We start from the raw sequence: 23240 nt of genomic DNA, 5'->3' as shown, positions 1-23240 counted from the left end.
AAGTTGTAGATCTTTAAATGTGCTTTTTAGTTGATTTAGAGCTGGGTTATTAGTATCTGCTTCTAAGCTTGCTTCATAGTTGCCATCTTTTATCTCATTTACAAAGGTGTTGGCTTTTTGGATGAAGATACTTTGATCTTTCATGCCATCTTCAATGGCCTTTGTGTTTTTGTTTATTAGCTCTGCCATTTGACCAAATTCATCTTTAGATGTTATCTCTATAGGCTGGGCTTTGTTTGTCTTGTGATTTAGTAGATCAAAGAAAGATAGCAGGCCTGTTTTTAGTTTGAGGATGATTTTTAGGAGGTAAGAAGACATTAGAAGTGAAACTATCACAGAGATGATGATCGCTGCTAAGATAACGCCGATAGCTGAGTAAAATAGCGTATGCAAATCTTTTAAAAGTACATCCTCGTCCATCTCGCCAAATAGGTACCAATCAAGGCTTGGGATATATTTTGAGCCAATTATCAAATTTCTCGTGCCGTTAAAGTGACGGATGACGCCGCCATTTTTATTCATCAAGACATCAAATTTCTCTTTGCCAAGGACATCTTTTACATTTACTTTGCCGACCCGGTCGCTCTTTTCTATCTTTACGATACCACTTGAATCAACCATTAAGAATTTACTGCCCTCGCCCATGGTTTTTGAAGTGACTAAATTTACGATGTCATCAAGGTTCATGCCTATCGCGCTGACGCCATAAAATTTGCCGTCTTTTTCAACCTTGCTATTTACATAAAGTGTTAGCGAGCCAGTGGCTTCTGAGACTTGGATGTTTAGAGAATTTATCTCTTTGCCATTTTTAACGTCAAAGTACCAGCTATCGCGTGGATTGTCCTTGCTAAGCTGTTTTAAAATTTTGTCGTTTGTGTAGTAGTTTAGAGTTTTATCAGAGACAAACATCGCCGTTGAGAGGTTAAACGCCTTCATAAGGTCGGTATTATAGTTAAAAAGCGTCGCCAATCCGTCCTTTGGCTCGCCCTCATCGATCCACTTGAGAAGATAGTCGTTTTTAGTCATCTGATAAGAGGTGTTGATGATCTTGTCTATGGCATAGCCGATCTCACCTGCAACGTTAGAGACGGCTAGTGGTAGCTCATCTTTCACAACTTTTTCTGTATATAGGTTGCGAGCTATGTTGTAACTAATGAGGCTAACGCCGATTAGTAGCAGCACGATCACAGCTGTCAAAATAACAGAAATTTTAATCCTTAAAGACTTCATAAATCACTCCTTGATCAATATTTGCGTAATTATTCAACTTTTTATATAAAAGTAAAATTAATTTAAATAAATATGAAATTTTGTTTTAACTATGTCACTTTGAGGTGTTATAATGACACAAATTTAAATCACTCCATGCCATAAAGTGCTAAAAATTTTTAAGCAACTTTTCAAACTGCACGCCATATTTTGTGCGATTATTATCTTTTAGCGAGGTCTTGATGCTCTCAAGCACAAAATTTGCTGCCTTTTTGATAGCATTTTGCATGCTTTCGTCATTTATCAGCGAGCCAAAAAGCACTGAAGCGAATATATCTCCGGTGCCGCTTGCGTGAAAGGGCAAATACTCGTGAAAATACTCCACTTTTTCTTTCGTCTTTGCGTCATAAGCTATGATACCACACTCATTTTGCCTATACCTAATGCCCTTTAAAACGATCTTTTGCGCACCAAAACTAGCTAAGCCCTCAAGCAGCTCCAAAATGTAATCCTCACCGTATCTATCGCTTAAAAATGACTTTTCACACATAAAACTTGCCTCAGTTATGTTTGGCGTGATGACGTGTGCCTTTGTGCAAAGCTCTCTCATCTTTGCTACAAATTTCTTATCAAAGCCGTGATAGAGCTTGCCATTATCGCCCATACAAGGATCCACAAGCCTTAGCAAAGAGCCGCTATCAAACTCAGCAAAGACCTTCTCTATAAGCTCAAGCTGCCTAAAACTACCTAAAAATCCAGTGTAAATTCCATCAAAGCTGATGTCCTCTTTGTGCCAAATCTGCGTTATAGCGTCAAATTCATCAGTTAGATCACGAAAAGTGAAATTTTTAAAGCCAGTGTGAGTTGAGAGCAGTGCCGTTGGCAAGATGCACGCCTCGATGCCTTGGGCGCTGATTATGGGAAGTGCAACGGTGAGCGAGCATTTGCCCACGCACGAGATGTCTTGTATAGTTAAAATTCGCTTCATATATCATCTTAATTTATAAAATTTAACGCCAGCAACGTCAGTTTGATAAACCACGCCGTCTTGCAAAAGGCTGTTTAAAATTTGCTTTGAGTGCTCTGAGAAATTTTCTTCGACATTTGCCATAGTTTGCGGACGGCGCTCTAGCATGGCTAAAATTTCACTCTTGCTAAATTCATACTTTTGCTCTATCTTGTGAGCCCTAGCTATGGCGACTGGCACGCCGTTTATCTTGTTTGCAAGCTCTTCAAGCCTACTAGCATCAACGCCTTTTACGTTGTAAGCTGGCGGGCGATCTATCGTGCCCACATCCACTCGGTGCGGAGCTATCTCATTTATAGCCTCATTAAGCGCTATAAATTCCTCTTCTTTGTCGTTAAATCCAGCCACGACCAAAATTTCAAGCACAAGCTCGCCATTAAATTCCTTGCGAAATTTAGCCATTGCCTTTACAAGCTCACCAACTTCTATGCCACTTTTGTTGCGGTCTATCTTTTTAAATGTGCTTTGCACGGCACTATCAAGGCTGAATTTAACTATATCAAGCTCTTGCAAGGCTTCACAAATTTTTTGATCTCTCGCGCCTGAGCCGTTGCTTAGGATGAGAGTTTTTGCCTTGCCTTTTATCTCATTTACTTTTGCCACCAGCTCTTTTAAGTGCGGATAAAGAGTTGGCTCGCCATTTGCTGTAAGCGTGATGACATCGATGTTTTGATGAGCTTTTAATGCTTCTTTTAAAGCGCTTATGATTTCATTAACGCTTGGTGGATTTTCTATCTCTTCAACTGGCTTTGCACCCTTTAGCTCGCAATAAACGCAGTCAAAATTGCATGATTTTTGCTTTGGACTTAGATCGATGCCAAGGCTCATGCCAAAACGGCGCGAATTTATCGGCCCAAAGACTGGAGTGCTATCTTGCACTTTTTCTTTGAACCTCTTTTATGAAATATTTTGCATTTTCAACTGGCACATCTGGCAATATCCCGTGACCAAGGTTGAAAATGTGCGGTGCGCCTTTCATCGTGCTTAAAATTTTATCCACACCCTCATCGATCGCCTTTTTGCTATATAGCCTTGTTGGCTCCATATTGCCCTGAAGGACGTATCTTGGGCTAAGTTTTTCTTTTGCTAGCTCGATCGGCGTGCTCCAGTCGACGCCAAAAACGTCAAAATTTCCTGAAATTTTATCCAGATATCCGCTTATACCTTTTGGAAAAACGATGACTGGGATATCTGGAAACTCAGCCTTGACGCTATCAACTATCTTGTTTATGTAGTTAAATCCAAACTCAAAATATGCCTGCTCCTCAAGCGCAGCCGCCCAGCTGTCAAAAATTTGCACGGCATTTACGCCAGCTTTTATCTGCTCTTTGACGTAAAGGATGAGCGCTTGCGTCACTTTTTCTAAAATTTGATGTAAAAATTCTGGATTTTGATAGAGCATTTTTTTGCAGACCGCATAGTTTTTGCTGCCACCGCCCTCTATCATATATGTAGCTATCGTCCAAGGTGCGCCACAAAAGCCAATGAGCGCCTTATCTTTGGCTAAATTTTCTCTTGTAAGCTTGATCGTGTCATAGACGTATGCTAAGCCTTTAACCGATCTTTCGATACTAAGCGCATCGAGTGCGGCCTCATCACGCAAAGGCTTTGTAAAAACTGGTCCCTCGCCCTTTTCAAAGCGCAAATCCATGCCCATTTCAAGAGGCACGACAAGGATATCGCTAAACAAAATCGCCGCATCAACGCCTAGGATTTCAACTGGCTGAAGCGTGACCTCGCTAGCCTTTTTATAGTCTTTACAAAGTGATAAAAAGTCCCCTGCTTTAGCTCTTACAGCCATATACTCTGGCAGATATCTACCAGCTTGGCGCATCATCCAAACAGGCGTATATGGGGTCGGTTTTTTAAGGCAAGCGTCTATGAAAATCATCAAATTTCCTTTAAATTTTTAAATGGATATTATCTAAAAATAGCTAAAGAAAAGATGTATGAGAAATTTTAAGCGTAAAAACGCTTAAAATTTTAGTGATCTCCCTTGTGAAGGAAGTAAAGCCCAAGACAAAGCGCTAGGATAGAAGCCGCAAGATAGGCCATCTCAAGCGGAGTTGTGAAGTTTGCGTGAAGCACTCTTTGGAAGAAATTTACTATTAAAACCATGACGATCACTTTGCCAAGCTTGTCTTTTAGCTCATCAAGTGAATGCACTTCAAGCACTTTGCTTTGCTTTGACTGCTTTAGCTGTGTGATCTCTGAGATGAAAAGCTCGTAAATTCCGAAGCTAAATATATAAAGAACAAGTGCCATCAAGTATAGATCGATCGCTCCAACTATCTCTCCAACGACTTCTGAGTGGAAATTTTCAACGTGAAAATCTGCAGTAAAGAAATATTTATAAACCTCTAAAAGCACCTTACCAACATCATAACTTGCGATGATGAAAAGCACGATCGCACCTAAAAGTCCAAAGACTACTGGAAAAAGCGTGAAACTGTTGCTTGCAAGCAAAATTCTCTCGAATATTTTACGCAATAAAAACCCTTTTTGTGAAATTTAAAAAGGGGGTATTTTATAGTTTTTTCCTTAAAATTTAGGTGCAAAATCGCAATTAATTTTAATGCAAACTACTCTTGCATCTAGGTCCATTTTTATGCGATCCTGACGGCATTTGTCGCAGCTCTAACGCGGACCTGATCAGCACTGCACCTTAATTACGATTTATTTAAATTTTAGTGGCTAGCGTATAGAAATTTAGTGGTGATGTTTCATTGTAGTTCGTATTTATTTGGCTTTAAATTTAGGCTAGTTACAAGCAGGCATTTAAGTCTTTTGGGCTAGAAATTTAACCCAAAAGATAAATATTAATCACCCAAAACGGATAAATTTAGCAGGCTAACGCTTTAGCCTGCAAGGGTTACTAAAACAAGCTATTTACGCTTTCGTTGTGATAAACACGGCGTATCACTTCGCCAAAAAGTGAAGCTGTGCTTAGCACTTTTATACAAGGGAGTTCTTCTTTTAATGGGATCGTATCAGTCACAACTAGCTCGTCTAAAAAGCCAAGTTTTAGCCTATCATAGGCTGGTCCGCTAAGCACTGGGTGCGTGCAAAACGCCATTACGCTAGTTGCACCACGCTCTTTGAAAATCTCAGCTGCTTTTACGATGGTGCCAGCGGTGTCGATCATATCATCAACCAAGATCACATCTTTACCTTTTACATCGCCGATCACATTCATCACTTCGCTCTCGTTTGCTTTCTCGCGGCGTTTATCAACGATGACCATATCTAATAAATTTAGATTTTTTGCCAAGGCTCTAGCACGTGCCACGCCGCCTACATCTGGGCTTGCAACGACTGGATTTGGTAAATTTTTAGCTTTTACGTAGTCGTTAAAAACGATGCTTCCATAAAGGTTATCTACTGGGATATCGAAAAATCCTTGAATTTGCCCTGCATGAAGGTCCATCGTAACGACCCTGTCGATGCCTGCTGTTTGCATCATATTTGCCACAAGTTTTGCAGTGATAGGCACTCTAGGAGCTGCTTTTCTGTCTTGTCTAGCATAGCCAAAATACGGCACGATCGCTGTTATAGAGCTTGCGCTGCTGCGTTTTAAAGCGTCAGTTAAGATAAGAAGCTCCATTAAATTTATATTTGCTGGGGCACATGTTGGCTGGATGACAAAAACATCTTTCCCACGCACGCTTTCGCCGATTTGCACGCTGATCTCACCATCGCTAAATCTTTTTATGCTAGCTTCACTGAGCGGAAGCGACAAATATTGCGAAATTTTCTTCGAAAGCTCGATATTTGCGGTGCCTGAGAAAATTTTATAGCCTCTCATAATAGTAACCTTTTTTAGTGATTTTTATGTTGGGATTTTATCAAAATGAGCTTTAAATTTAAATTTATTTACCCACTATTTTTAGCCAAATTTTATACTCCAAAAGGCAAAATTTACACCAAATTTTTAAACTATTTTATATTTATAAATTTATAAGGACTAAGATAACAAACATGTTTAAGATATGTAGAATTTACGACTTTATTAAAAGCGACGACGAGAGTTTTAAAGGTGTCTTTATCGATAGACTATATCCTAGAGGTGTGAAAAAAGAGATCTTTTCTAGCTTCATTTGGCTAAAATCAGTCACTCCATCAAACGAGCTAAGGTCATGGTTTCATGAGGATAAGGAGGCTAGGTTTGATGAGTTTTGCAAAAGATTCAGGCAAGAGCTAAATGGCAAAGAGGAGCAAGAGGGGCTAAAAGAGCTTAAAAAGCTAGAAAAAGAGTATAAAAACGTGGCGCTTCTAACTGCTGTCAAGGAGCCAGAATTTAGCCACGTCAAGGTGATAAAAGAGGCGCTTAGTTCTTTATAAAGCCACTTGCGATGACGCGCTCACCCTCATACATCACGCAAAGCTGACCTTGTGCGACGCCAAGTGCGTTTTGATTTAGCGTTAGTTTTGCAGTTTTGCTAGCTTTATCAACCTCAGCAAAAGCCTCAAGTTTAGGGCTTCTATATCTTATCTTTGTTTCGCACTCAAATTTATCTTCATCTATAAATAAATTTACATTTTCAAGCTCGACCACCTTTTGAGCAAGGTCGTCCTTCGTGCCGACAACGATCTCGTTTTTTTCGGCATTTATCTTGATGACAAAGTGTGGCTCATGAGCACCAAAAACCTCAAAACCACGGCGTTTGCCGATAGTGTAGTGCATGTAGCCTTGGTGGCGGCCGATGATATTGCCGTCTTTACCCACCACATTGCCTGGTAAATTTGTGTTGTAGTGCTTGTTTAAAACCTCGATGTAGGTATTTTCCACAAAGCAAATTTCACTACTTTCAGCCTGAGTAGCAAACTCTTCAAGCACTTTTACGCCTCTTGCTAGCTCTTTTATATCTTTTTTAAATTTGTCTCCAAGTGGGAAAATGACATCTTTTAGCACCTCTTTTGGTACCTGAGCTAAAAAGTAGCTTTGATCCTTACTAGGATCCTTGGCGCAGGTTATAAAACCATCAACCACCTGCACGTAGTGCCCAGTAGCAAGCTTCTCGCAGCTACTTGCCTTTGCAAAGTCAAGTAGCGCTCCAAGCTTTATAAATTTATTACACAAGGCGCAAGGATTGGGCGTTTTGCCCTCTTTGTAGAGCCTGACAAATGGGTCATAGACATATTCGTTAAATTTATCCTGTAGATCGAGGATATGCACCTTGATACCAAGATATTCGCCAACTTTTTTGACTTTTCTGATGTTTTCTTCGTGGTATCCTGGCTTTTGATGAAGCATCATGTAGCAGCCTTGCACCTCATGTCCAGCCTCTTGCAGAAATTTAGCCGTCATCGTGCTATCTACGCCGCCGCTCATTGCAACCATTACTTTCATATTTTTACCTTTTTTAAATTTAAAGGCGATATTTTATATCTTATTTTTAAATAGCCAAAATTTCGCTTACGATAAGCTCTATATCATCGGTGATTTTATATAAGCTTAGATCTTCTTCGTTTATCGTTTTTTGAGGGATCAGCGTCTTTCGTATAAACTCATCAAGCCCTTGCCAAAACTCGCATCCATAAAGAAAAATTTTCACTTTTTTGCTACCAACATGAGCTAGCACCAAAATTTCAAACAGCTCATCAAGTGTGCCAAAGCCGCCAGGAAAGACGACAAATGCGATAGAGCTATCAGTTAGGGCAAATTTTCTTGGGCTTAAATTTGAAAAGAGATATTTTGCGGTGACGTATGGATTTGTATTTTGCTCAAATGGAAGCCTCACGTTTAGTGCGACGCTAGGGGACTTTGCGCTGTCAAATGCACCCTTGTTTGCCGCTCTCATTATGCCGTCCCCACCGCCAGTTAAGATAGCAAAACCTAGCTCATTTAGCTTGTAAGCTAGCTCGTATGCCTTTTTGCAGTAGAAATTTTCTTCATCAAATCTAGCCGAGCCAAAGAAGGTTACATTTTTGTTTTTATACTTTAAAACGCTTGGAAATTTTAAGAGATCATTTACTAATTCATTCATTATTTTAACTGCTGAAGCCTCTCGCGTTTCGAGCCTATCTGTGTGATCTGGATGCCAAAGTTTCCGTCTATTATGACAACTTCGCCAAGTGCTATCACCTTATCTCCTATCAAAATTTCAAGCGGGTCGTTTGCGAGCTGATTTAGCTCGATGACTGAGCCTATATCCATAGTGAGCACATCTTTTAAGAGCATCCTTTTTGAGCCGATACGAACACGCATTGGTAGCCTTACGTCCATGATAAGGCCGATATTTCTCATCTCTTCTGCGCTAAATTCGCCCTTTAGTGCATGAGGAGCGGCTGTGGCTTTTGCAGCATCTGCTGGCTCGCTTTTAGCAGGCTCAAAAAATCTCATAAGCGTATGATCGCAGACAAAAGCCACATGCTCATTTAGATCCTCGATCTTTATGTTAAACAAAAAAAGCTTTTCAAAAACGCTAAAATCAAGCGATGAGTTTTCATCTAAGAAATTTACATTTATCACCTCAAAGCTGATCTTTGGCATGCCCTTTTGCGCTCCAAGAGAGGTGCTAAATGCGCTAAAAAGGTTTGAAAATATCTCTTTTGCAGCGTCAAGCTCATCGCTACCGAGATTTTCATTTTTTGAAATTTCCTCTTCGCCCATCATCCACTCGCTAACTGCGCTTATAAGCACCGGCGTGCAGGCGATCTCAGCTTTTGCATTGATGTCGCCACTTAATGTCACGCTAGCCATGACAACTGGCGGTTTTATGCCATTTTGCGCTGGTGCGTCAAATTCATTTCTCTCGCCGATCTCTGGCGCTCTGCCAGTTAGCCCTTCGATGGTCGCTTTTAACTCATTTGAAAAGATGTTAAAAAATTCATTCGTCATTATTTTCGCTCTCTTCTTCGTTGTTGTGTTCGTTGGCCTCGTCGTATGCCATTAGTTTTGCTTTTCGCTCTTCTTCGTATTTTTCTAGGATGTGTTTGATCTCGTCTTTGTCAGAGCGGATTAGCTGCTCGATCTTGATAGACTTTCTAAATCTATGAAGCCCAACTTCAGCCAAAAATACCTCTTTTTTATCGATGCAAACGATCGCCTTATCATCAGCGCCCCTATCAAGCCTTAAGATATCGCCCTCTTTTAAATTTAAAAATTCATTTACGCTAACTATTGATTTACCAAGGATCGCCTCATAAAGCACCTCAGCACGGCCTATTAGCGTTTTTAGCTCTTTGTTTCTACTCTTTTTAGCGCTAGTTTCGCCAAGCATGATGTCCCTGTTCGCAAGGCGCGAAAGGATCGGCTCTAGGTAGATGACTGGATAGCATAAATTTATCATGCCGCTTGAGCCACCAACGATGATCTCCATGACAACCATGATGACGATCTCGTTTTGAGATACGATCTGAACGACGTTTGGACTGCTCTCTTTTGCCTCGACGTTTGGATACATATCAGTTATCATCGACCAGCTCTCTTTTAGGCGCTGCATGATCATCCTAAGCACCGCATCAAGTAAATTTACCTCGATGTCAGTTAGCTCTCTGTTTGCCTCGAAATTTTCACCAGTTCCGCCAAGTAAGCGGTCTATCATAGGAAATGCTATGCTTGGATTTATCTCTAAGATGCAGTTTCCATCAAGTGGCTTTATCGAAAAGACGTTAAAGCTAGTTGGGCTTGGCAAACTCATCAAAAACTCGCCGTATGTCATCTGATCTACGCTGTGAAGTCTAAGCTCGACGATACTTCTCATGACACTTGAAATTTGACTAGCTAGGTTTCTAGCAAGCTTGTCGTGGATACCTTTTATCGCGCGGAGTTGCTCTTTACTAACGCGGTTTGGGCGCTTGAAGTCATAGATAATGATCTGTTTTTGCTCGCCTTGTGGGCTCTCTTCTATCTCGATATTGCTCGTATCGCCGTCTTCATCGACGACTTCAAGTAGCGCATCTATCTCTTCTTGACTTAAAATATCAGCCATTAAACCCCCAAGCTGCGTCTGATGCGATCAAGCAAACGTTTATGAATTTGTGAAATTCTACTCTCGCTGATGTTCATTATCTCGCTGATCTCTTTTAAATTTAGCTCTTCATAGTAGTAAAGCTGAACTATCATCTGATCGCGCTCGTCAAAGTCTTTTAGCGCACTTTCGATCTTTAAGATAAGATCCTCTTTTTCTACGCTTTTTTCAACATCGCTTTGACCGATTAGCTCCATTTGTTCATCGATCGGCAAAATGGTGATGATACCGCTAACGCCCCTTGCCTCTCTTATCTTTTCGATATCTTCATTTAGTTTTTCAGCCAGATACTCGTCGCTTGGCTCTTCTTCGTGCGTGTTAAAGTAGTTATCTATCTCGGTATTTATGCTCTTTACTAGCTTTCTGTCGCTTCTACTAACGACATCAAGCGCTCTTAGGTAGTCAAGCATCGAGCCATAAATTCTCTTTTTGCCATATCCCCAAAATGAGTCGTTTTGCTCTTTGTCATACTTCCTGCTAAGCTTTATCATCTCTTCAACGCCAACGCTTATGAGGTCGTTTACGTCGATGCTTGAAGGCAAGCGCTCCTTTAGCCTAAACGCCATCGCGCGAAGAGCTGGCATGTATTTTAAGACGATCTCGTCTTGCTCTTTTTTAATGGCGCTTTTATAAGCGTTAAGCTGCTTTTGCTTTAGTTCGTACATTTTGCTTACCAGAGTCTAAATTTTCGGTGGTTACTTTTAGCATGATATTTTCCATCCGTTTTTCCCTAACGTTTAGCTCAGAGATGAGATAGTCCGCGATCTCCTCATGTCTTTGCTTGTCAAAAAATTTCTTCAAAGTCCTTTTTACATCGACGTAGTTCATTATCACGATGTGAATTATAAGGTAAAAAAATAAGGTAATAACTAGCGTATAAACGAGCATTTCGATAGGCTCGCTCACCTTTAGCAAGGTAAAAACTATGCCTATGAAAAATCCACAAACCGTAAAAAATGCTATAAAATTTTCTGCACGCAAAGCTCAATCTCCATTAAAATTGTTCTATCAAACGCTTAAAGAAGCCCCCAAAGCTCCTACTTTGCTCATCTTTAAGCACTTTTCGTTCCAACCTATAAAGCAAATTCGAAGCAATCTGCTTGATCTGCACGCTAGCAGAGCCGTAAGCTTCGTCATCTGTAAAGAGTGTCCTTTGCTTTATGCTCCTAGCCACGCTCTTATCAGAAGCGACGTAGCCAATTAGCTCTAAATTTAAGCTTGGTCCGATATTTGCATTTGCGACTCGCTTTACATTTTCATAAATTCTAGTGGCCTCAGCCTCGTTTTTTACCATATTTAAAAGCAAAAGCTCGCTATTTTTAAATCTTGAGACGATCTTTATGACCGCATACGCATCGGTTATCGCCGCAGGGTCAGGCACAGTCACCACGACAACCTCATCAGCTGCTTCCAAAAAGAGCTGCGTACTGCCGCCTATGCCAGCACCGGTATCAATGATCAAAAAGTCAAGCCCGTCAAGCTCGCTAGCCTCATCTAAAAATCTCTCAAATAAAAATTGATTGTTAAATTTCAAAATTTCATCGCCACTCTCGCCAGGGATGAGGATGAGATTTTTATTTATAGGTATCAAGATATCTTTTAAACTGCATTCGCCTTTTAGCACGTGAAGCAGGTTTTTGCCCATTTTGACGTTTAAGATCACATCAAGGTTTGCAAGGCCGATATCAGCGTCAAAAAGCCCTACTTTATAGCCATTTTGCGACAAGACATTTGCTAAATTTGCACTTATCGTACTCTTGCCAACGCCGCCTTTGCCGCTTGTAATCGCTATAAAATGCGTATTTTTAGCCTTATTTTGAGACTGGACTAAATTTTGTAGTTTTTGCGCTTGGTTATTCATCGCTAGCCTTTTGCTTTGTAAAGCCGTCAAACACGCACTCTACTAAAAATTCGCTCTTTGCCTCCACAAGATCATCAGGCACCTCTTGACCCACGCTAAAGTAGCTAACTGGCGTGTTTGTCTCATATATCAGCGAAAAGACGTTGCCAAAAATTTTGGTCTCGTCAAATTTGGTGATTATCAGCGTATCGATCTCCAAAAATGAAAATCCATTATAAATTTCTATCAGATCCTCGACCTTTGAGCCAGCTGAGAGGACTAAATTTACATCGATCTTTGCACCGCTATGCTTTAAAAATTTATCAAGTCTTTCAAGCTTTTCTTTGTCATACTGCGAATTTCCAGTGGTGTCGATTAGTATCACGTCGCAGTAACTAAGCTGCTTTATAGCGTTTTGAAAGTCCTCGACCTCTATGACGTCAAGGATGGGTAGCTTCATCATCTTAGCGTACTGAAATAGCTGCTCGACTGCTCCGATACGGTACGTATCAAGCGTGATGATGCCCGTTTTATAGCGCTTTTCGTTGCCGTATGCAAAACGAGCCGCGAGCTTCGCAAGAGTCGTCGTCTTGCCAACTCCAGTTGGGCCAACTAGCATCATTATGCGCTGTTTTTTGTCACCGAGCTCTTTTCTGCAAGGTAGCATATTTCTTAAAAGTGAGTAGAAGTACCTTTTTACTGCGGTTGGGTTGCTTTTCATAGAAACAGGCAAATTTTCAAGCGTCGTTTGCATGATCGCCTCTAGATGCTCCTCCTTCATGCCGCTTTGTTTTGCGAGCTTATAGATAGTAGCAAACTCTGGCGGGATCGAGAGATTGTTGCGATTTGGGGCTTTTTCGTCCCAGATCATGTCAGTTATTAGCCCTATTTTCTCGCTTAGCGCGCTTACTTGCTTTGCTACGTCGTCTATTTTTTTATTCATGCCATTTGTATTTGGCTCTTTGATCTCGTTCATATCGACATTTGCGATCGCGCTTATCTCTTTTGCGACGTCTGAGATGTTTAAAAGCACGCTCTCATTTGGATCGTAAGGTTCAGGCGACGTTGTCTTTGCTTCAAATTTAGCAGGCTCCTCTTTTATCTCAAATTTTGGCTTTGGCGGCTCGTAGTTTTTGCTAAATTTAGAGTAGGCATTTTCATAGTTTATAGCTTTTACATTTGGCTTTGGCGGCTGCTTTACCTCGTCCTCTTCGACGCTTACTAAAATTTCATAAAGCGGCTTTTTGTTTATCGTTTTGGCTTGAATTTGCTTTGTGGTAACGAGTATGGCCTTCTCGCCGCACGCTTCTTGAGCCTTTTTCAAAGCCTCGATGGTGCTCTCACCTGTAAAAGTATGAAATTTTGTAGCCATTTATATCCTTTAACCTCTCATAAGCCCTAGTGGCACGATCACGCTAAGCCTCTTGCTAGCCCCTGGATGCGGGACGATAAGGCGCGGCGTCTTATAGACTTTTTTACTAAAATACAAAATATCCAGATCAAGCGTGCGTGGCGCATTTTTAAACGTCCTCATGCGCTTAAATTTACTCTCATAATGCCCCAAAATTTTTAGCAAATTTCTAGGGCTCATAGATGTTTGTAAATTTATAACAGCGTTACTAAAATCAGCCTGCTCTTCGTAGCCAAACGCCGCATTTATCAGGATCGGCGAGACTTCAACTACATGAAACCTACTATCACTTGTAATCGCTCTTATAAATTTATCAAACCTCTTTGCGCTATCGCCGATGTTGCCACCCATGCCAACTAGCGCCTCATACTTAAACTCATCTCTTTTTTGAAAAAAACTAGGGCAAAAACGGCTTTTTACGATCTTTCTTGCTCCAGCTAGCCTCATAAGATCTCGCACCCACCTTCTCTTGCGACCACCACGTCCTCGATGCGCACGCCAAATTCATTTTCTAGATAAATTCCAGGCTCTATACTAAAGACCATGCCCTCTTTTATGAGCGTTTCGCTTCTTGCTGAGATGACTGGAAGCTCGTGTATATCGACACCCACGCCATGTCCTGTCGAGTGAAAAAAGGCCTTTTCATATCCAGCCTTTGTTATCACGCTTCTTGCCGCAAGGTCTATCTCGCACGCCCTCACGCCAGCTTTAGCGACCTTTATCGCAGCAGCCTGAGCCTCTTTTACGATCTCGTAAATTTCTTGCATCTTGGTGTTTTTAAATTTTTGCTCCTTTGAGAAGTTAAAATTTTCATCAAAGCAAGCAGTTCTGGTGCGATCAGAGCAGTAGCGATTAAATTTAACCCCAGCGTCAAGTAGCAGCAAATCACCCCTTTTTAAAATTTTATCCCCAGGCAGCGCGTGCGCCTTTGCGGCATTTTCATTTATCGCCACGATCGGATCAAAGCTAAGGCCTAGCTCATTTTTTTGCCTAAAGATGAGCGAGGCGTTGAAATGAAGCTCTTTTTCGCTCATCCCTTCGCCATTTTCACGCACAAATTTAGCAAATTCATCAAAGCATTTTGCTCCAAATTCGCTAGCTCTTTTTAAAATTTTTATCTCATCTTCACTTTTGCAAATTCTCTTTAGCCTAGAGAAATTTGGCTTTGGCTTGAAATTTATCTTAAAACCCTTGCTAAGCGCGTTAAACTCGCTTAGACTTAGCTCATCAGGGTTAAAAATGAGGCTGCTTGGCTTCATCTTTCTTAAAAATGCCCTCACCTCGTTTATTAAATTTCTCTGAGCCAAAAGAACGACCACGCCTGCATTTACGCAGCTTTTTGCCTCAAAATAATACCTCGCGTCCGTGAAAAAGTATTTCACGCCATCAACGCATAACAAAAACTCATTGTCGCAGCTGTAGCCGCACTCGTAAAATACGGCGTTTTCGTCCTTTAAGATGAAATTCATTGTGCTTTTTGATTTGCTCTTACTGCTTTGATTTGCTCAAAAATTTGAAGCATGCCTATCATCGCCAAATGATAGCCAACTGGTCCAAAGCCCACGATCTGGCCTGCTGCAACTGGTGCGATGAGGCTTTTGTGGCGGAACTCTTCTCTTCTATAAACGTTGCTGATATGCACCTCGATAACTGGCAGTGCAACCGCACTTAGCGCGTCACGGATAGCGATAGAGGTGTGAGTGTAAGCGGCTGGGTTTATGATGATGCCATCAGCCTCACCCAAGCACTCTTGGATCTTATCGACTAGCTCGCCCTCAAGGTTGCTTTGAAAAAACTCGATCTCAACGTCATTTTGATCGGCAACGATCTTCATTTGAGAGTGGATATCCTCCATCTTCATAACGCCGTAAATTCCTGGCTCTCTAGCGCCAAGCATGTTGATATTTGGGCCTTGGATAACCATTATTTTTAGCTTCTTATCCATGTCACTCCTTTTTGATTAAATAGCCCAAATTATACATTTTCGTTCCTAAATTTTCGCTACAATAACAAAAATTTAAGGTTATAAATGGAAATTTTAAAAGCAAAAAAGATCATCACTGGCGGAGAAAATCCAAAAATTTTAAGAAATTCTTGTGTTATCATCGAGGGCGATAAAATTTTAGAAATTACAAGCGAAAAAGAGGCGCAAAAAAAATTTAAAGATGCGAAAATTTGCGACTTTGGTGAGAGCGTGATCGCCCCAGCGTTCGTAAATACGCACGTTCATTTGGAGTTTAGCTCAAATGTTAGCACACTAAAATATGGCGACTTTATAAAGTGGCTTGGCTCTATCGTTGATAAAGGCGGCGAGCTAGCTAAAATGGACGCTAAAAAAGCGATGAATGAAGCTATAAAATCGCTGTTAAAAAGCGGAGTTTGTACCATTGGCGAGATATCTAGCTTTGGCTCGGAGCTTGAAATTTTAGCCGCTAGTCCGCTAAAAGTAGTGCTTTTTAGTGAAATTTTGGGCTCAAGCGAGCAGATGGTTCAGCAAAATTTGCAAAATTTCTTAGCTAAATTTGAAAAAACAAAGGGCTATAAAAGCCAAAATTTCACCCCAGCCATCTCGCTGCACTCGCCCTACTCTGTGCACCCAAAGCTAGCTAAAGCCGCCCTTGAGATAGCCAAAAAAGATGACTTGCTAGTTAGCACGCACTTTTTAGAGAGCAAGGCTGAAAAGCAGTGGCTAGAGCACGGCAGCGGTGGCTTTAAAAGGCATCTTTTAAGATTTAGCCAAGATCCAAAGCCGATGTATGACGCGCAGGGCTACTTTGCGATGTTTCGTGAGATAAATACTCTCTTTACGCACTGCATTTATGTGAGTGATTTTGCTAAATTTAAGCCTCATCACAGCGTGACACACTGCGCCGTTTCAAACAGGCTACTTGGCAAAAAGGCGCTAAATTTAAAAGAAATTTTCAAAAACAACGTCAGTCTAAACATCGGCACAGATGGCCTTAGCTCAAATATCAGCCTAAATTTTTGGCATGAACTACGAGCCACCCTTTTTACCCATGCTAGCCTTGATCTAAACGAGCTTGCCACCAGGCTTTTTGTCGCTGCAACGCATGGGGGCGCAAAGGCGCTTAGGACAAATAACGGCGAGATAAAGGCAGGACGCGCAGCTGATATCGCAATCTATAACGACCTAGAGTGCGATGATAGCGAGCTAATACTTCAGCTCATACTTCATACAAATGAGGCTAAAAAACTATATATCGGAGGCAAAATTTGCAAATTTTAAGGCTTATTTTTAGAGGAATTTTGGGAATTTTTAAATTTATCAATAACTACTTTAAGGCGCTCATATTTTTACTCATCTTATTTTTTATTTTCGCGCCAGATGGCAAGATGAAAGAGCCAAATTTAGCCCGCATAGACATCACCGGCACGATAATGGACACAAGCGAAATTTTAGAAGCGCTAGAAAAAGCAAGGAGTGATAGCAACATCAAAGGCGTACTGCTCTACATCGACAGCCCAGGAGGCGCGCTAAGTCCTAGCGTGGAGCTAGCCATGGCGGTCAAGAGGCTAAAAGAGAGTAAAAAAGTGCTCGCATACGCAGCTGGCAACATGGCAAGTGGCAGCTACTACGCTGGCGTAAATGCCGACACTATCGTCGCAAACCCAGGCGCTTTCATAGGCTCGATCGGCGTCATCATGCAAGGGGCAAACATCGAAAATTTAGCCAAAAATTTAGGCGTGAGCGAGCAGGTGGTGAAGGCTGGCGAGTTTAAAGAGGCTGGCACTTTTATGAGGAGCTGGAGCAAGCAGGAGCGTGAGAGCTTGCAAGGGCTCGTAAATGACGCTTACATGCTCTTTGTAAGCGACGTGGCGGAGGCTAGAAATTTAGACATCAATAAAAAAGACGAGTGGGCAAACGCAAGGGTCTTTTTGGCGCATAATGCCCTAAAAATGGGGCTAATAGACAGCCTTGGCAGCTACATAGACGCTCAAAATGAGCTAGCAAAAATAAGCCTCGTAGATGAGCCCGTCTGGCAAGAAAAACCACAGCTCGAAAAGATAATGGAGAAATTTACAAAGCAAGGCATAAACTCGCTTTTTAACGCATTTTTTGAGACAAAGCTTAGATAATGAAAAACCAGCCAAGTTAAATTTAACTGGCTGGCAGAGCATTTTTATAGCTAGCTTATCTGAAATTTCCTTCGCTATCTACAAAAAGATCTCGTCCTGCTATTTTTATCAAAAAAGTAGTTTTATTTATCCTTTGAAGCACCTCAAATTTACCATAAATGCTATTTTTGATAACGACACTAAAGTTTTCATCCAAAAGTCCAAATTTATCACCTAGTCGTGATAAGTAGAAAGTGTTATTTTACCTGTCTATAGCCTTATCAAACACCTCCACTATCTAATTTTTGCTTTTATCAAAAATGACAGGGTATCCTTTGGTGTTTATATATCCGCACTTGCCATCTTTTTTAACAGCAGCAAAGCCTTCGTAAAATAACCAACATCATCAAATTTACACTCTATGATCTGCTCGCATTTGGTGTTTATATATCCCCATCTGCCATATTTTTTAACAGCAGCAAAGCCTTCGCTAAAGTCACGAGCATCATCAAATTTATACTCTACGATCTGCTCACCTTTGGTGTTTATATATCCCCATTTGCCATCTTTTTTAACAGCAGAAAAGCCTTCGTTAAAGTTACCAGCACCATCAAATTTACACTCTACGATCTGCTCACCTTTGGTGTTTATATATCCCCATTTGCCATCTTTTTTAACAGCAGCAAAGCCTTCGTTAAAGTAACTAGTATCATCAAATTTACACTCTACGATCTGCTCACCTTTGGTGTTTATATATCCCCATTTGCCATCTTTTTGAACAGGAGCAAAGCCTTCGCTAAAGTAACTAGTATCATCAAATTTACACTCTATGATCTGCTCACCTTTGGTGTTTATATATCCCCCTCTGTCATCTTTTAAAACAGCAGCAAAGCCTTCTTTAAAGTAATTAGTATCATCAAATTCATACTCTATAATCTGCTCAAATTTGGTGTTTATATATCCGTACTTGCCATCTTTTGCAACAGCAGCAAAGCCTTCGTTAAAGCTATCAGCATAATCAAATTTACACTCTACGATCTGCTCACCTTTGGTGTTTATATATCCCAATTTGCCATCTTTCGCAACAGCAGCAAAGCCTTCGTTAAAGTAACAAGCATAATTAAATTTACACTCTACGATCTGCTCACCTTTGGTGTTTATATATCCACATTTGCCATCTTTAAAAACAACAGCAAAGCCTTCACTAAAGTCACCAGCACCATCAAATTTACACTCTACGATCTGCTCACCTTTGGTGTTTATATATCCCCATTTGCCATCTTTTTTAACAGCAGCAAAGCCTTCGTTAAAGTAATTAGTATCATCAAATTTACACTCTATGATCTGCTCACCTTTGGTGTTTATATATCCCCATTTGCCATCTTTTTTAACAGCAGAAAAGCCTTCGTTAAAGTTACCAGCACCATCAAATCCCCAAAACATATCCCTCTCCTTTATTTATATGAGTTGTGTTATTTTAGTTTATATTATTTTAAAAAGTAAGTAAATTTAAGAGAAATTTAAAGTAGATGGTGGAAGCGAGGGGGATCGAACCCCTGTCCAAAAACAAAATCCATACAGCCTCTACACGCTTAGCAAAAGTGAAAATTTCATCTAAAAAGGCTCACTTTCCAAAACCAAAATTTAGACTAAGACTAAAATTTCAGCTAGCAAGCAGTCACTTTGCTGGCCTACTCTAGCTAAATTACTCGCTTACATCCTAGCTAGAATGAGACAAAGCGAGGCTCAACTGAACTTACGCAGCTTTAGCGTAAGCAGGAGCGAAATTAACGTTGTTTGCGTTTAAATTTAATTTGAGCTTTTTACGCTTTGCTCAAAGCGACGTGCCACCGTACACACTCTGCTCCTGTCGAAGCCAAGTCGCTCCCATAAAAATGAAATGGTTTAGTTGGATTGTTTAGTCAAGCTTTGCAGGTACGTCAATGATCTTTGGCTCAAGGACGCTAAAGTACTCTAGGTCTTTCTCGACGTCGCCTTTGTATTTATGAAACTGATCGCTAATAAGTAGCAACCAATCTATAAATTTATCATTTGCTGGACCTTTTAAGCTTCTAGCCTCTTGAGTGACCTCTTCAGCCAAGGTTGTCAGCTTTAAGATCGGGTCAAGATGCATAAAACCTGCTGCTGATTTGATATTGTGAAAGATCCTAGAAAGCTCTAAAATGCTCTCTTTATACTTGTCAGCTCTTCCTAAATTTATTATCAAAGGCTCTAGTAAATCGCACATCAAAGTGTAGTGGGAGAGAAACTCCTCAACTATATCATAAGAATAATCGACCTCAAGCCTTTTTAATATACCCATTTTCATGTCCTTAAGAAATTGGCGTAATTGTAGCAAAATTTTGATAAAATTGTTAGCATTATCACAAAATTTACCGGACTTAGCCATGAAAGATGAAACAATCGCAAAGAAAAAACTAACTATAAACGATATAAAAAACAAAAAAGGCGTCGAGCCTATCGTGATGATAACTGCCTATGATGCGCTATTTGCGAAGATTTTTGATGATTACGCTGACATTATCCTTGTTGGCGATAGCTTAAATATGAGCTTTAACATGAAAGAGAGCACGCTTAGTGCTGATATGAGCACCATGCTTTATCACACAAAGGCCGTTTGTGCCGGGGCTAAAAAGACTTTTATCTTAGCTGATATGCCATTTGGCAGCTACACAAACGAAAAACAAGCGATCAAAAATGCGATGAAATTTTTTAAGCAGACAAATGCCGATGCGGTGAAACTTGAAGTTGGCATGCATCAGGTAAATTTAGTAAAACGCCTCTGCGAAGAGGGTATAAACGTGATGGCTCACATCGGACTAAAGCCGCAATTTTTTAAATTTGAGGGTGGATATAAGATAAAAGGTAGAAGCGAGCTTGAGGCAAAAAGGCTAATTGAAGAGGCTTTGGCGTTTGAGCAAGCTGGCGCGTTTGGCATACTGCTTGAGGGCACGCTTAGCAACGTGGCAAGCCAGATAACAAAACAGGTTCGTGTGCCAGTTGTGGGCATAGGCTCTGGGGCAGACGTCGATGGGCAGGTGCTTGTCTGGTCTGATATGCTCGGTTTTTTCGAGGACTTTAAGCCAAAATTTGTTAAGCGCTATCTTGACGGAGCCGCTCTTGTGCGAAAAGGCGTGCAAAGCTATGCTAGCGAAGTAAAAAACAAAATTTTCCCAAGCGAAGAGTTTTCGTATAAGGGTTAAATTTATGCTCCAAATTTAAAAGTAGCCCGTAAAAACTCTGCAAAAAGCTCTAGCAACACCAAAGCGCTAGAGCATACTTTTTAAATTTAAAAAAGCTCTTCTGATTCAAGATAGTTTTGCGAGATATTTCGCTCTTTTTCGTCGGCATTTACATGAAGGACGTAGTAGCCTATCTGCGTGTTGCTAGCATCAAGTAGCGGCACAACACAAAAATAGTGTGTCTTATATACGTAAAATTCATACTTTTTAAGGTCTATGTCACGCAAAATTCCAACTATATTTAAATTTGCACTGCTCAAATTTTCGATGTAATAATCCCTTAAAATTTGATCACTCGGCGCGCTTTTGTGTGCTGGCATCTTATCTTTTGATAGGAGCACGAAAAGGTCTATGCCTTGCGTTTTATAAAAATTTCCAAGTGAGTCGTAGTTTAGCAAAACCTCGATGCTACCGATGTTTTTACCCTCATGCATCACATTTGAAACAGCCCTTATATGCACTCCAGCATACCATGCCTCGATGCCAACCATGGGTCTATCTTGACGCCTTGACTCTTGGACTAAAAACCTACCACTAGCGATCATATCGCCATATCTGTTTAGATCCCAGCTTCTTACGTAGCTTTTTAGATCTTTGTCGTAAAGATGAAGCTTGATGTTGTTATACATCGACGCTGCGCCAAGAGTTTTGGTCAAATTTTCGATGTTTTTTACGCACTCATCGCGGTTTTGACCCAGCAAACACATCTGTATAGACTCATTTTGAGCAAGCAGGATCGAGATCGCCATTGATGAAAATTTCTCATCATCGATGCTTTTGTTTAGCTGCTTTACGTGGTAGTCAAAAAAGACGCGCATATTGTTTTGCTTTTTTTCAGCCATGTATGAGCTATAAAGAAAATAAAAAAGGCTACCAAGCAGCGCAAAAACGACTAAAATGATATAGATATTAAAATATTTTTTGTATTTACTCAAAACTAAGCCTTAGTTTTTTTTCTAAAAATTTAGCAAACTCATCAAATTTAGGCAGCTCAAGCTCGCTTTTTCTTTTGGTGCTAGCCCAAACGCTATCTGGGAAAAATGCATCGTTTTCAAATCTCGCAATGACGTGAATATGCACGTGTGGCACGTAGTTTCCAAAGCTTGCGATGTTTATCTTAGTTGGTTTATAAAACTCAAGCATAGCCTTTTCAGCCACCAGCATCGCCTCAAAAAGCCTAGCTCTACTCGCTTCGTCACAATCACTTAGCTCGCGGTAGGGCTTAGCTGTAAAAATTTTCACCCACGGAAGCTCGTTTTCTTCGCGCTCAACTCTTATAAATTTATCTTCATATATCATATTTTGCCCCTATTTTATACGAAATTTCTCTCACGCAAAAGCGTGTAAAGCTTGATCGTAGAGATAAAAAATGTCACGATCGCAGGTCCAAGTATGACGCCCCAGAAGCCAAACGTTGTGATACCAGCGATCATCGCAAAAAAGATGAGAAGCTCGTTTATCTTTGTTGGTATCTTGACTAGTTTTGAGTTTATAAATTTAATGACAAGCGGCTTTAGCAACGTGTCAGCGCCAAATGAGATCACGATGATGGTGTAAAGTGCGATCGTGATAGCGGCTGCTGTGTTGCCATTTGCAAACTCATAAATGCTAATAGGCGCCCACGCCAAAAAGCCACCAACGACTGGGATGAGTGAAGCGAAGCTAAAAAAGATGCCAGTTAGCACGCCGTCATAGCCGTAAAAACTGGTGACAATGGCAAATAAAAAGCCCTGAATTATCATATTTGCAATGGTTGAGTAAAAAACGACGCCCATCACGTTGCCAACCTCGCTTAGTATCGACTCGGTGTCCTCTTTTTTAAGCGGAAGCGCCTCTTTTAGGTAGTTTATAAGCTCGTTGCCGTAAAGATTGCAAAAGAAGAAAAAGACTAGGATGATTATCATATCAACGCCAAATTTAAGGCTTAGTTTGCCTAAATTTGCAAGATTAGCAGCGACTTGCGAAAATAGCATCTTGATATCAAGTCCGCCTATGAATTCCTTGATCTTTGGCTCTAAGAAATTTATCGACTCTGGTAGGCTAAAGTCGTAATTTTTGATAAATTCAATCGTCTTTGTGACGTTGTTTATATCAAAGCCGGCTGCGTATTTCGCGATCTCTACGACTGCGTAAAGAAGTGGCGCGATAAATAAGCATAAAAGCGCAAATGTCGTAAGTCCTGACGAGAGCGTTTTGCGGTTTTTAGTAAGCGTTAAAAATGCAATCTGCACGTTTGCAACAGCCACAGCAAGCAGCGCTGCGATAAAAATGTCAAGTAAAAATGGTTTAAAAAGATAGACAACCAAAGCCAAAGCACAAAACGCAAAAATTCCAAAAAACAGCCTATTATTCATCTCACTCCCTTAAAATGTGGTAATTATAGCAGATTTTATTTTACATACTTAGATAACTTATTATCTTTATGTGGCATGAGTTACAT

27 protein-coding genes and 1 other RNA gene are annotated in these 23240 nt (G+C 40.6%); 4 read left to right on the top strand and 24 right to left on the bottom strand.

What is annotated here, in order from left to right; translation table 11 throughout:
* The 6 genes from CYP84_RS03560 to CYP84_RS03535 all read right to left on the bottom strand — a co-directional run.
* On the bottom strand, positions 1-1230 hold a 1230-nt coding region (locus CYP84_RS03560; protein WP_141089192.1), incomplete at its 3' end, for a HAMP domain-containing protein.
* A gap of 148 nt (positions 1231-1378) precedes the next feature.
* Positions 1379-2197 (bottom strand): pyridoxamine kinase, encoded by an 819-nt coding sequence (locus CYP84_RS03555; protein ID WP_103636701.1) that lies wholly within the window; start codon positions 2195-2197, stop codon positions 1379-1381.
* A gap of 3 nt (positions 2198-2200) precedes the next feature.
* The gene (locus CYP84_RS03550; RefSeq protein WP_103636700.1) at positions 2201-3115 is read right to left on the bottom strand and encodes a radical SAM protein; all 915 of its coding nucleotides are present in this window, start codon (positions 3113-3115) and stop codon (positions 2201-2203) included.
* Positions 3105-4127 carry a uroporphyrinogen decarboxylase gene (gene hemE / locus CYP84_RS03545; protein ID WP_103636699.1) on the bottom strand — a complete coding sequence of 341 codons (1023 nt, stop codon included), beginning with the start codon at positions 4125-4127 and terminating at the stop codon, positions 3105-3107. Before hemE ends, CYP84_RS03550 begins: the two co-directional genes overlap by 11 nt.
* 92 nt (positions 4128-4219) lie before the next feature.
* Positions 4220-4726, bottom strand: a complete 507-nt coding sequence (locus CYP84_RS03540; protein WP_103636698.1) for a YqhA family protein — start codon at positions 4724-4726, stop codon at positions 4220-4222.
* Between the two features lie 385 nt (positions 4727-5111).
* Positions 5112-6041 (bottom strand): ribose-phosphate pyrophosphokinase, encoded by a 930-nt coding sequence (locus CYP84_RS03535; RefSeq protein ID WP_021084389.1) that lies wholly within the window; start codon positions 6039-6041, stop codon positions 5112-5114.
* A 173-nt stretch (positions 6042-6214) separates the two neighbouring features.
* Between CYP84_RS03535 and CYP84_RS03530 the strand changes: the two genes are divergently transcribed.
* Positions 6215-6577: a DUF488 domain-containing protein gene (locus CYP84_RS03530; RefSeq protein ID WP_009294214.1), complete on the top strand. Its 363-nt coding sequence runs from the start codon at positions 6215-6217 to the stop codon at positions 6575-6577.
* Here CYP84_RS03530 and mnmA read toward each other — a convergent pair.
* Genes mnmA through aroQ form a run of 11 tightly spaced genes read right to left on the bottom strand, consistent with a single transcriptional unit; the run spans position 6564 to position 15405 of the window.
* Positions 6564-7616, bottom strand: coding sequence for a tRNA 2-thiouridine(34) synthase MnmA (mnmA, locus tag CYP84_RS03525; protein WP_258033885.1), 1053 nt, complete (start codon positions 7614-7616; stop codon positions 6564-6566). The two genes, CYP84_RS03530 and mnmA, sit on opposite strands and share 14 nt — an antisense overlap.
* 16 nt (positions 7617-7632) lie before the next feature.
* A complete protein-coding gene (locus CYP84_RS03520; RefSeq protein ID WP_103636696.1) occupies positions 7633-8223 on the bottom strand; it encodes a TIGR00730 family Rossman fold protein in 591 nt (196 codons plus the stop codon).
* Entirely contained in the window at positions 8223-9077 is an 855-nt protein-coding gene (gene fliY / locus CYP84_RS03515) for a flagellar motor switch protein FliY (protein WP_103636695.1), read from the bottom strand. Before fliY ends, CYP84_RS03520 begins: the two co-directional genes overlap by 1 nt.
* Positions 9067-10170, bottom strand: coding sequence for a flagellar motor switch protein FliM (gene fliM, locus CYP84_RS03510; RefSeq protein WP_103636694.1), 1104 nt, complete (start codon positions 10168-10170; stop codon positions 9067-9069). Before fliM ends, fliY begins: the two co-directional genes overlap by 11 nt.
* Positions 10170-10874 (bottom strand): RNA polymerase sigma factor FliA, encoded by a 705-nt coding sequence (locus CYP84_RS03505; RefSeq protein WP_103636693.1) that lies wholly within the window; start codon positions 10872-10874, stop codon positions 10170-10172. Before CYP84_RS03505 ends, fliM begins: the two co-directional genes overlap by 1 nt.
* On the bottom strand, positions 10846-11190 hold the full coding sequence (locus CYP84_RS03500; RefSeq protein ID WP_012140116.1) for a hypothetical protein: 345 nt from the start codon (positions 11188-11190) through the stop codon (positions 10846-10848). Before CYP84_RS03500 ends, CYP84_RS03505 begins: the two co-directional genes overlap by 29 nt.
* A 13-nt stretch (positions 11191-11203) precedes the next feature.
* Complete coding sequence (locus CYP84_RS03495) at positions 11204-12070, bottom strand: P-loop NTPase (protein ID WP_103630623.1); 867 nt, start codon at positions 12068-12070, stop codon at positions 11204-11206.
* On the bottom strand, positions 12063-13421 hold the full coding sequence (gene flhF / locus CYP84_RS03490) for a flagellar biosynthesis protein FlhF (protein WP_103636692.1): 1359 nt from the start codon (positions 13419-13421) through the stop codon (positions 12063-12065). The genes CYP84_RS03495 and flhF overlap by 8 nt, the downstream gene beginning before the upstream one ends.
* A gap of 9 nt (positions 13422-13430) precedes the next feature.
* Complete coding sequence (folK, locus tag CYP84_RS03485; RefSeq protein ID WP_103636691.1) at positions 13431-13907, bottom strand: 2-amino-4-hydroxy-6-hydroxymethyldihydropteridine diphosphokinase; 477 nt, start codon at positions 13905-13907, stop codon at positions 13431-13433.
* The gene (locus tag CYP84_RS03480) at positions 13904-14929 is read right to left on the bottom strand and encodes an aminopeptidase P family protein (protein ID WP_103636690.1); all 1026 of its coding nucleotides are present in this window, start codon (positions 14927-14929) and stop codon (positions 13904-13906) included. The genes folK and CYP84_RS03480 overlap by 4 nt, the downstream gene beginning before the upstream one ends.
* Entirely contained in the window at positions 14926-15405 is a 480-nt protein-coding gene (gene aroQ, locus CYP84_RS03475) for a type II 3-dehydroquinate dehydratase (protein WP_103585720.1), read from the bottom strand. Before aroQ ends, CYP84_RS03480 begins: the two co-directional genes overlap by 4 nt.
* A gap of 84 nt (positions 15406-15489) precedes the next feature.
* Between aroQ and mqnF the strand changes: the two genes are divergently transcribed.
* Complete coding sequence (mqnF, locus tag CYP84_RS03470) at positions 15490-16707, top strand: aminofutalosine deaminase family hydrolase (protein ID WP_103636689.1); 1218 nt, start codon at positions 15490-15492, stop codon at positions 16705-16707.
* Positions 16695-17558 carry a signal peptide peptidase SppA gene (gene sppA, locus CYP84_RS03465; RefSeq protein WP_103636688.1) on the top strand — a complete coding sequence of 288 codons (864 nt, stop codon included), beginning with the start codon at positions 16695-16697 and terminating at the stop codon, positions 17556-17558. The genes mqnF and sppA overlap by 13 nt, the downstream gene beginning before the upstream one ends.
* A gap of 55 nt (positions 17559-17613) precedes the next feature.
* On the opposite strand, the gene CYP84_RS03460 is transcribed toward sppA, so the two are convergent.
* From CYP84_RS03460 to CYP84_RS03445, 4 genes are all read right to left on the bottom strand, one after another.
* Positions 17614-17754: a hypothetical protein gene (locus tag CYP84_RS03460; RefSeq protein ID WP_180996371.1), complete on the bottom strand. Its 141-nt coding sequence runs from the start codon at positions 17752-17754 to the stop codon at positions 17614-17616.
* A gap of 125 nt (positions 17755-17879) precedes the next feature.
* Complete coding sequence (locus CYP84_RS03455; protein WP_103636687.1) at positions 17880-18980, bottom strand: WG repeat-containing protein; 1101 nt, start codon at positions 18978-18980, stop codon at positions 17880-17882.
* An 87-nt stretch (positions 18981-19067) separates the two neighbouring features.
* Positions 19068-19426: a transfer-messenger RNA gene (gene ssrA, locus CYP84_RS03450) on the bottom strand.
* 29 nt (positions 19427-19455) lie between these two features.
* A complete protein-coding gene (locus CYP84_RS03445; RefSeq protein ID WP_004317574.1) occupies positions 19456-19860 on the bottom strand; it encodes a hypothetical protein in 405 nt (134 codons plus the stop codon).
* Between the two features lie 85 nt (positions 19861-19945).
* Here CYP84_RS03445 and panB point away from each other — a divergent pair, with 85 nt between their 5' ends.
* Positions 19946-20761, top strand: a complete 816-nt coding sequence (gene panB, locus CYP84_RS03440) for a 3-methyl-2-oxobutanoate hydroxymethyltransferase (RefSeq protein WP_103636686.1) — start codon at positions 19946-19948, stop codon at positions 20759-20761.
* A gap of 86 nt (positions 20762-20847) precedes the next feature.
* Here the strand turns inward: panB and CYP84_RS03435 are convergent, their stop codons facing one another.
* From CYP84_RS03435 to CYP84_RS03425, 3 genes are read right to left on the bottom strand one after another with little or no spacing between them, the layout of a single operon-like run.
* The gene (locus CYP84_RS03435) at positions 20848-21735 is read right to left on the bottom strand and encodes a cache domain-containing protein (RefSeq protein ID WP_103636685.1); all 888 of its coding nucleotides are present in this window, start codon (positions 21733-21735) and stop codon (positions 20848-20850) included.
* Positions 21728-22099, bottom strand: a complete 372-nt coding sequence (locus CYP84_RS03430; RefSeq protein ID WP_103636684.1) for an HIT family protein — start codon at positions 22097-22099, stop codon at positions 21728-21730. Before CYP84_RS03430 ends, CYP84_RS03435 begins: the two co-directional genes overlap by 8 nt.
* A gap of 14 nt (positions 22100-22113) precedes the next feature.
* Positions 22114-23154 carry an AI-2E family transporter gene (locus CYP84_RS03425; RefSeq protein ID WP_103636683.1) on the bottom strand — a complete coding sequence of 347 codons (1041 nt, stop codon included), beginning with the start codon at positions 23152-23154 and terminating at the stop codon, positions 22114-22116.
* Positions 23155-23240 lie beyond the last annotated feature (86 nt).

It is taken from the genome of Campylobacter concisus, from assembly GCF_002912425.1.
In the GTDB taxonomy this organism is placed as follows: Bacteria; Campylobacterota; Campylobacteria; order Campylobacterales; family Campylobacteraceae; genus Campylobacter_A; species Campylobacter_A concisus_AH.
This window is presented reverse-complemented; position numbering and strand designations above follow the sequence as displayed.

What these genes read in the sequence shown, in the direction of transcription:
- CYP84_RS03505 (WP_103636693.1), bottom strand. Translation starts at nt 10,874, where the DNA reads ATGTACGAACTAAAGCAAAAGCAGCTTAACGCTTATAAAAGCGCCATT.
- aroQ (WP_103585720.1), bottom strand. Translation starts at nt 15,405, where the DNA reads ATGGATAAGAAGCTAAAAATAATGGTTATCCAAGGCCCAAATATCAAC.
- CYP84_RS03425 (WP_103636683.1), bottom strand. Translation starts at nt 23,154, where the DNA reads ATGAATAATAGGCTGTTTTTTGGAATTTTTGCGTTTTGTGCTTTGGCT.
- CYP84_RS03530 (WP_009294214.1), top strand. Translation starts at nt 6,215, where the DNA reads ATGTTTAAGATATGTAGAATTTACGACTTTATTAAAAGCGACGACGAG.
- panB (WP_103636686.1), top strand. Translation starts at nt 19,946, where the DNA reads ATGAAAGATGAAACAATCGCAAAGAAAAAACTAACTATAAACGATATA.
- mqnF (WP_103636689.1), top strand. Translation starts at nt 15,490, where the DNA reads ATGGAAATTTTAAAAGCAAAAAAGATCATCACTGGCGGAGAAAATCCA.
- fliY (WP_103636695.1), bottom strand. Translation starts at nt 9,077, where the DNA reads ATGACGAATGAATTTTTTAACATCTTTTCAAATGAGTTAAAAGCGACC.
- CYP84_RS03495 (WP_103630623.1), bottom strand. Translation starts at nt 12,070, where the DNA reads ATGAATAACCAAGCGCAAAAACTACAAAATTTAGTCCAGTCTCAAAAT.
- CYP84_RS03480 (WP_103636690.1), bottom strand. Translation starts at nt 14,929, where the DNA reads ATGAATTTCATCTTAAAGGACGAAAACGCCGTATTTTACGAGTGCGGC.
- CYP84_RS03555 (WP_103636701.1), bottom strand. Translation starts at nt 2,197, where the DNA reads ATGAAGCGAATTTTAACTATACAAGACATCTCGTGCGTGGGCAAATGC.
- hemE (WP_103636699.1), bottom strand. Translation starts at nt 4,127, where the DNA reads ATGATTTTCATAGACGCTTGCCTTAAAAAACCGACCCCATATACGCCT.
- CYP84_RS03445 (WP_004317574.1), bottom strand. Translation starts at nt 19,860, where the DNA reads ATGGGTATATTAAAAAGGCTTGAGGTCGATTATTCTTATGATATAGTT.
- CYP84_RS03535 (WP_021084389.1), bottom strand. Translation starts at nt 6,041, where the DNA reads ATGAGAGGCTATAAAATTTTCTCAGGCACCGCAAATATCGAGCTTTCG.
- fliM (WP_103636694.1), bottom strand. Translation starts at nt 10,170, where the DNA reads ATGGCTGATATTTTAAGTCAAGAAGAGATAGATGCGCTACTTGAAGTC.
- CYP84_RS03455 (WP_103636687.1), bottom strand. Translation starts at nt 18,980, where the DNA reads ATGTTTTGGGGATTTGATGGTGCTGGTAACTTTAACGAAGGCTTTTCT.
- CYP84_RS03520 (WP_103636696.1), bottom strand. Translation starts at nt 8,223, where the DNA reads ATGAATGAATTAGTAAATGATCTCTTAAAATTTCCAAGCGTTTTAAAG.
- flhF (WP_103636692.1), bottom strand. Translation starts at nt 13,421, where the DNA reads ATGGCTACAAAATTTCATACTTTTACAGGTGAGAGCACCATCGAGGCT.
- folK (WP_103636691.1), bottom strand. Translation starts at nt 13,907, where the DNA reads ATGAGGCTAGCTGGAGCAAGAAAGATCGTAAAAAGCCGTTTTTGCCCT.
- CYP84_RS03430 (WP_103636684.1), bottom strand. Translation starts at nt 22,099, where the DNA reads ATGATATATGAAGATAAATTTATAAGAGTTGAGCGCGAAGAAAACGAG.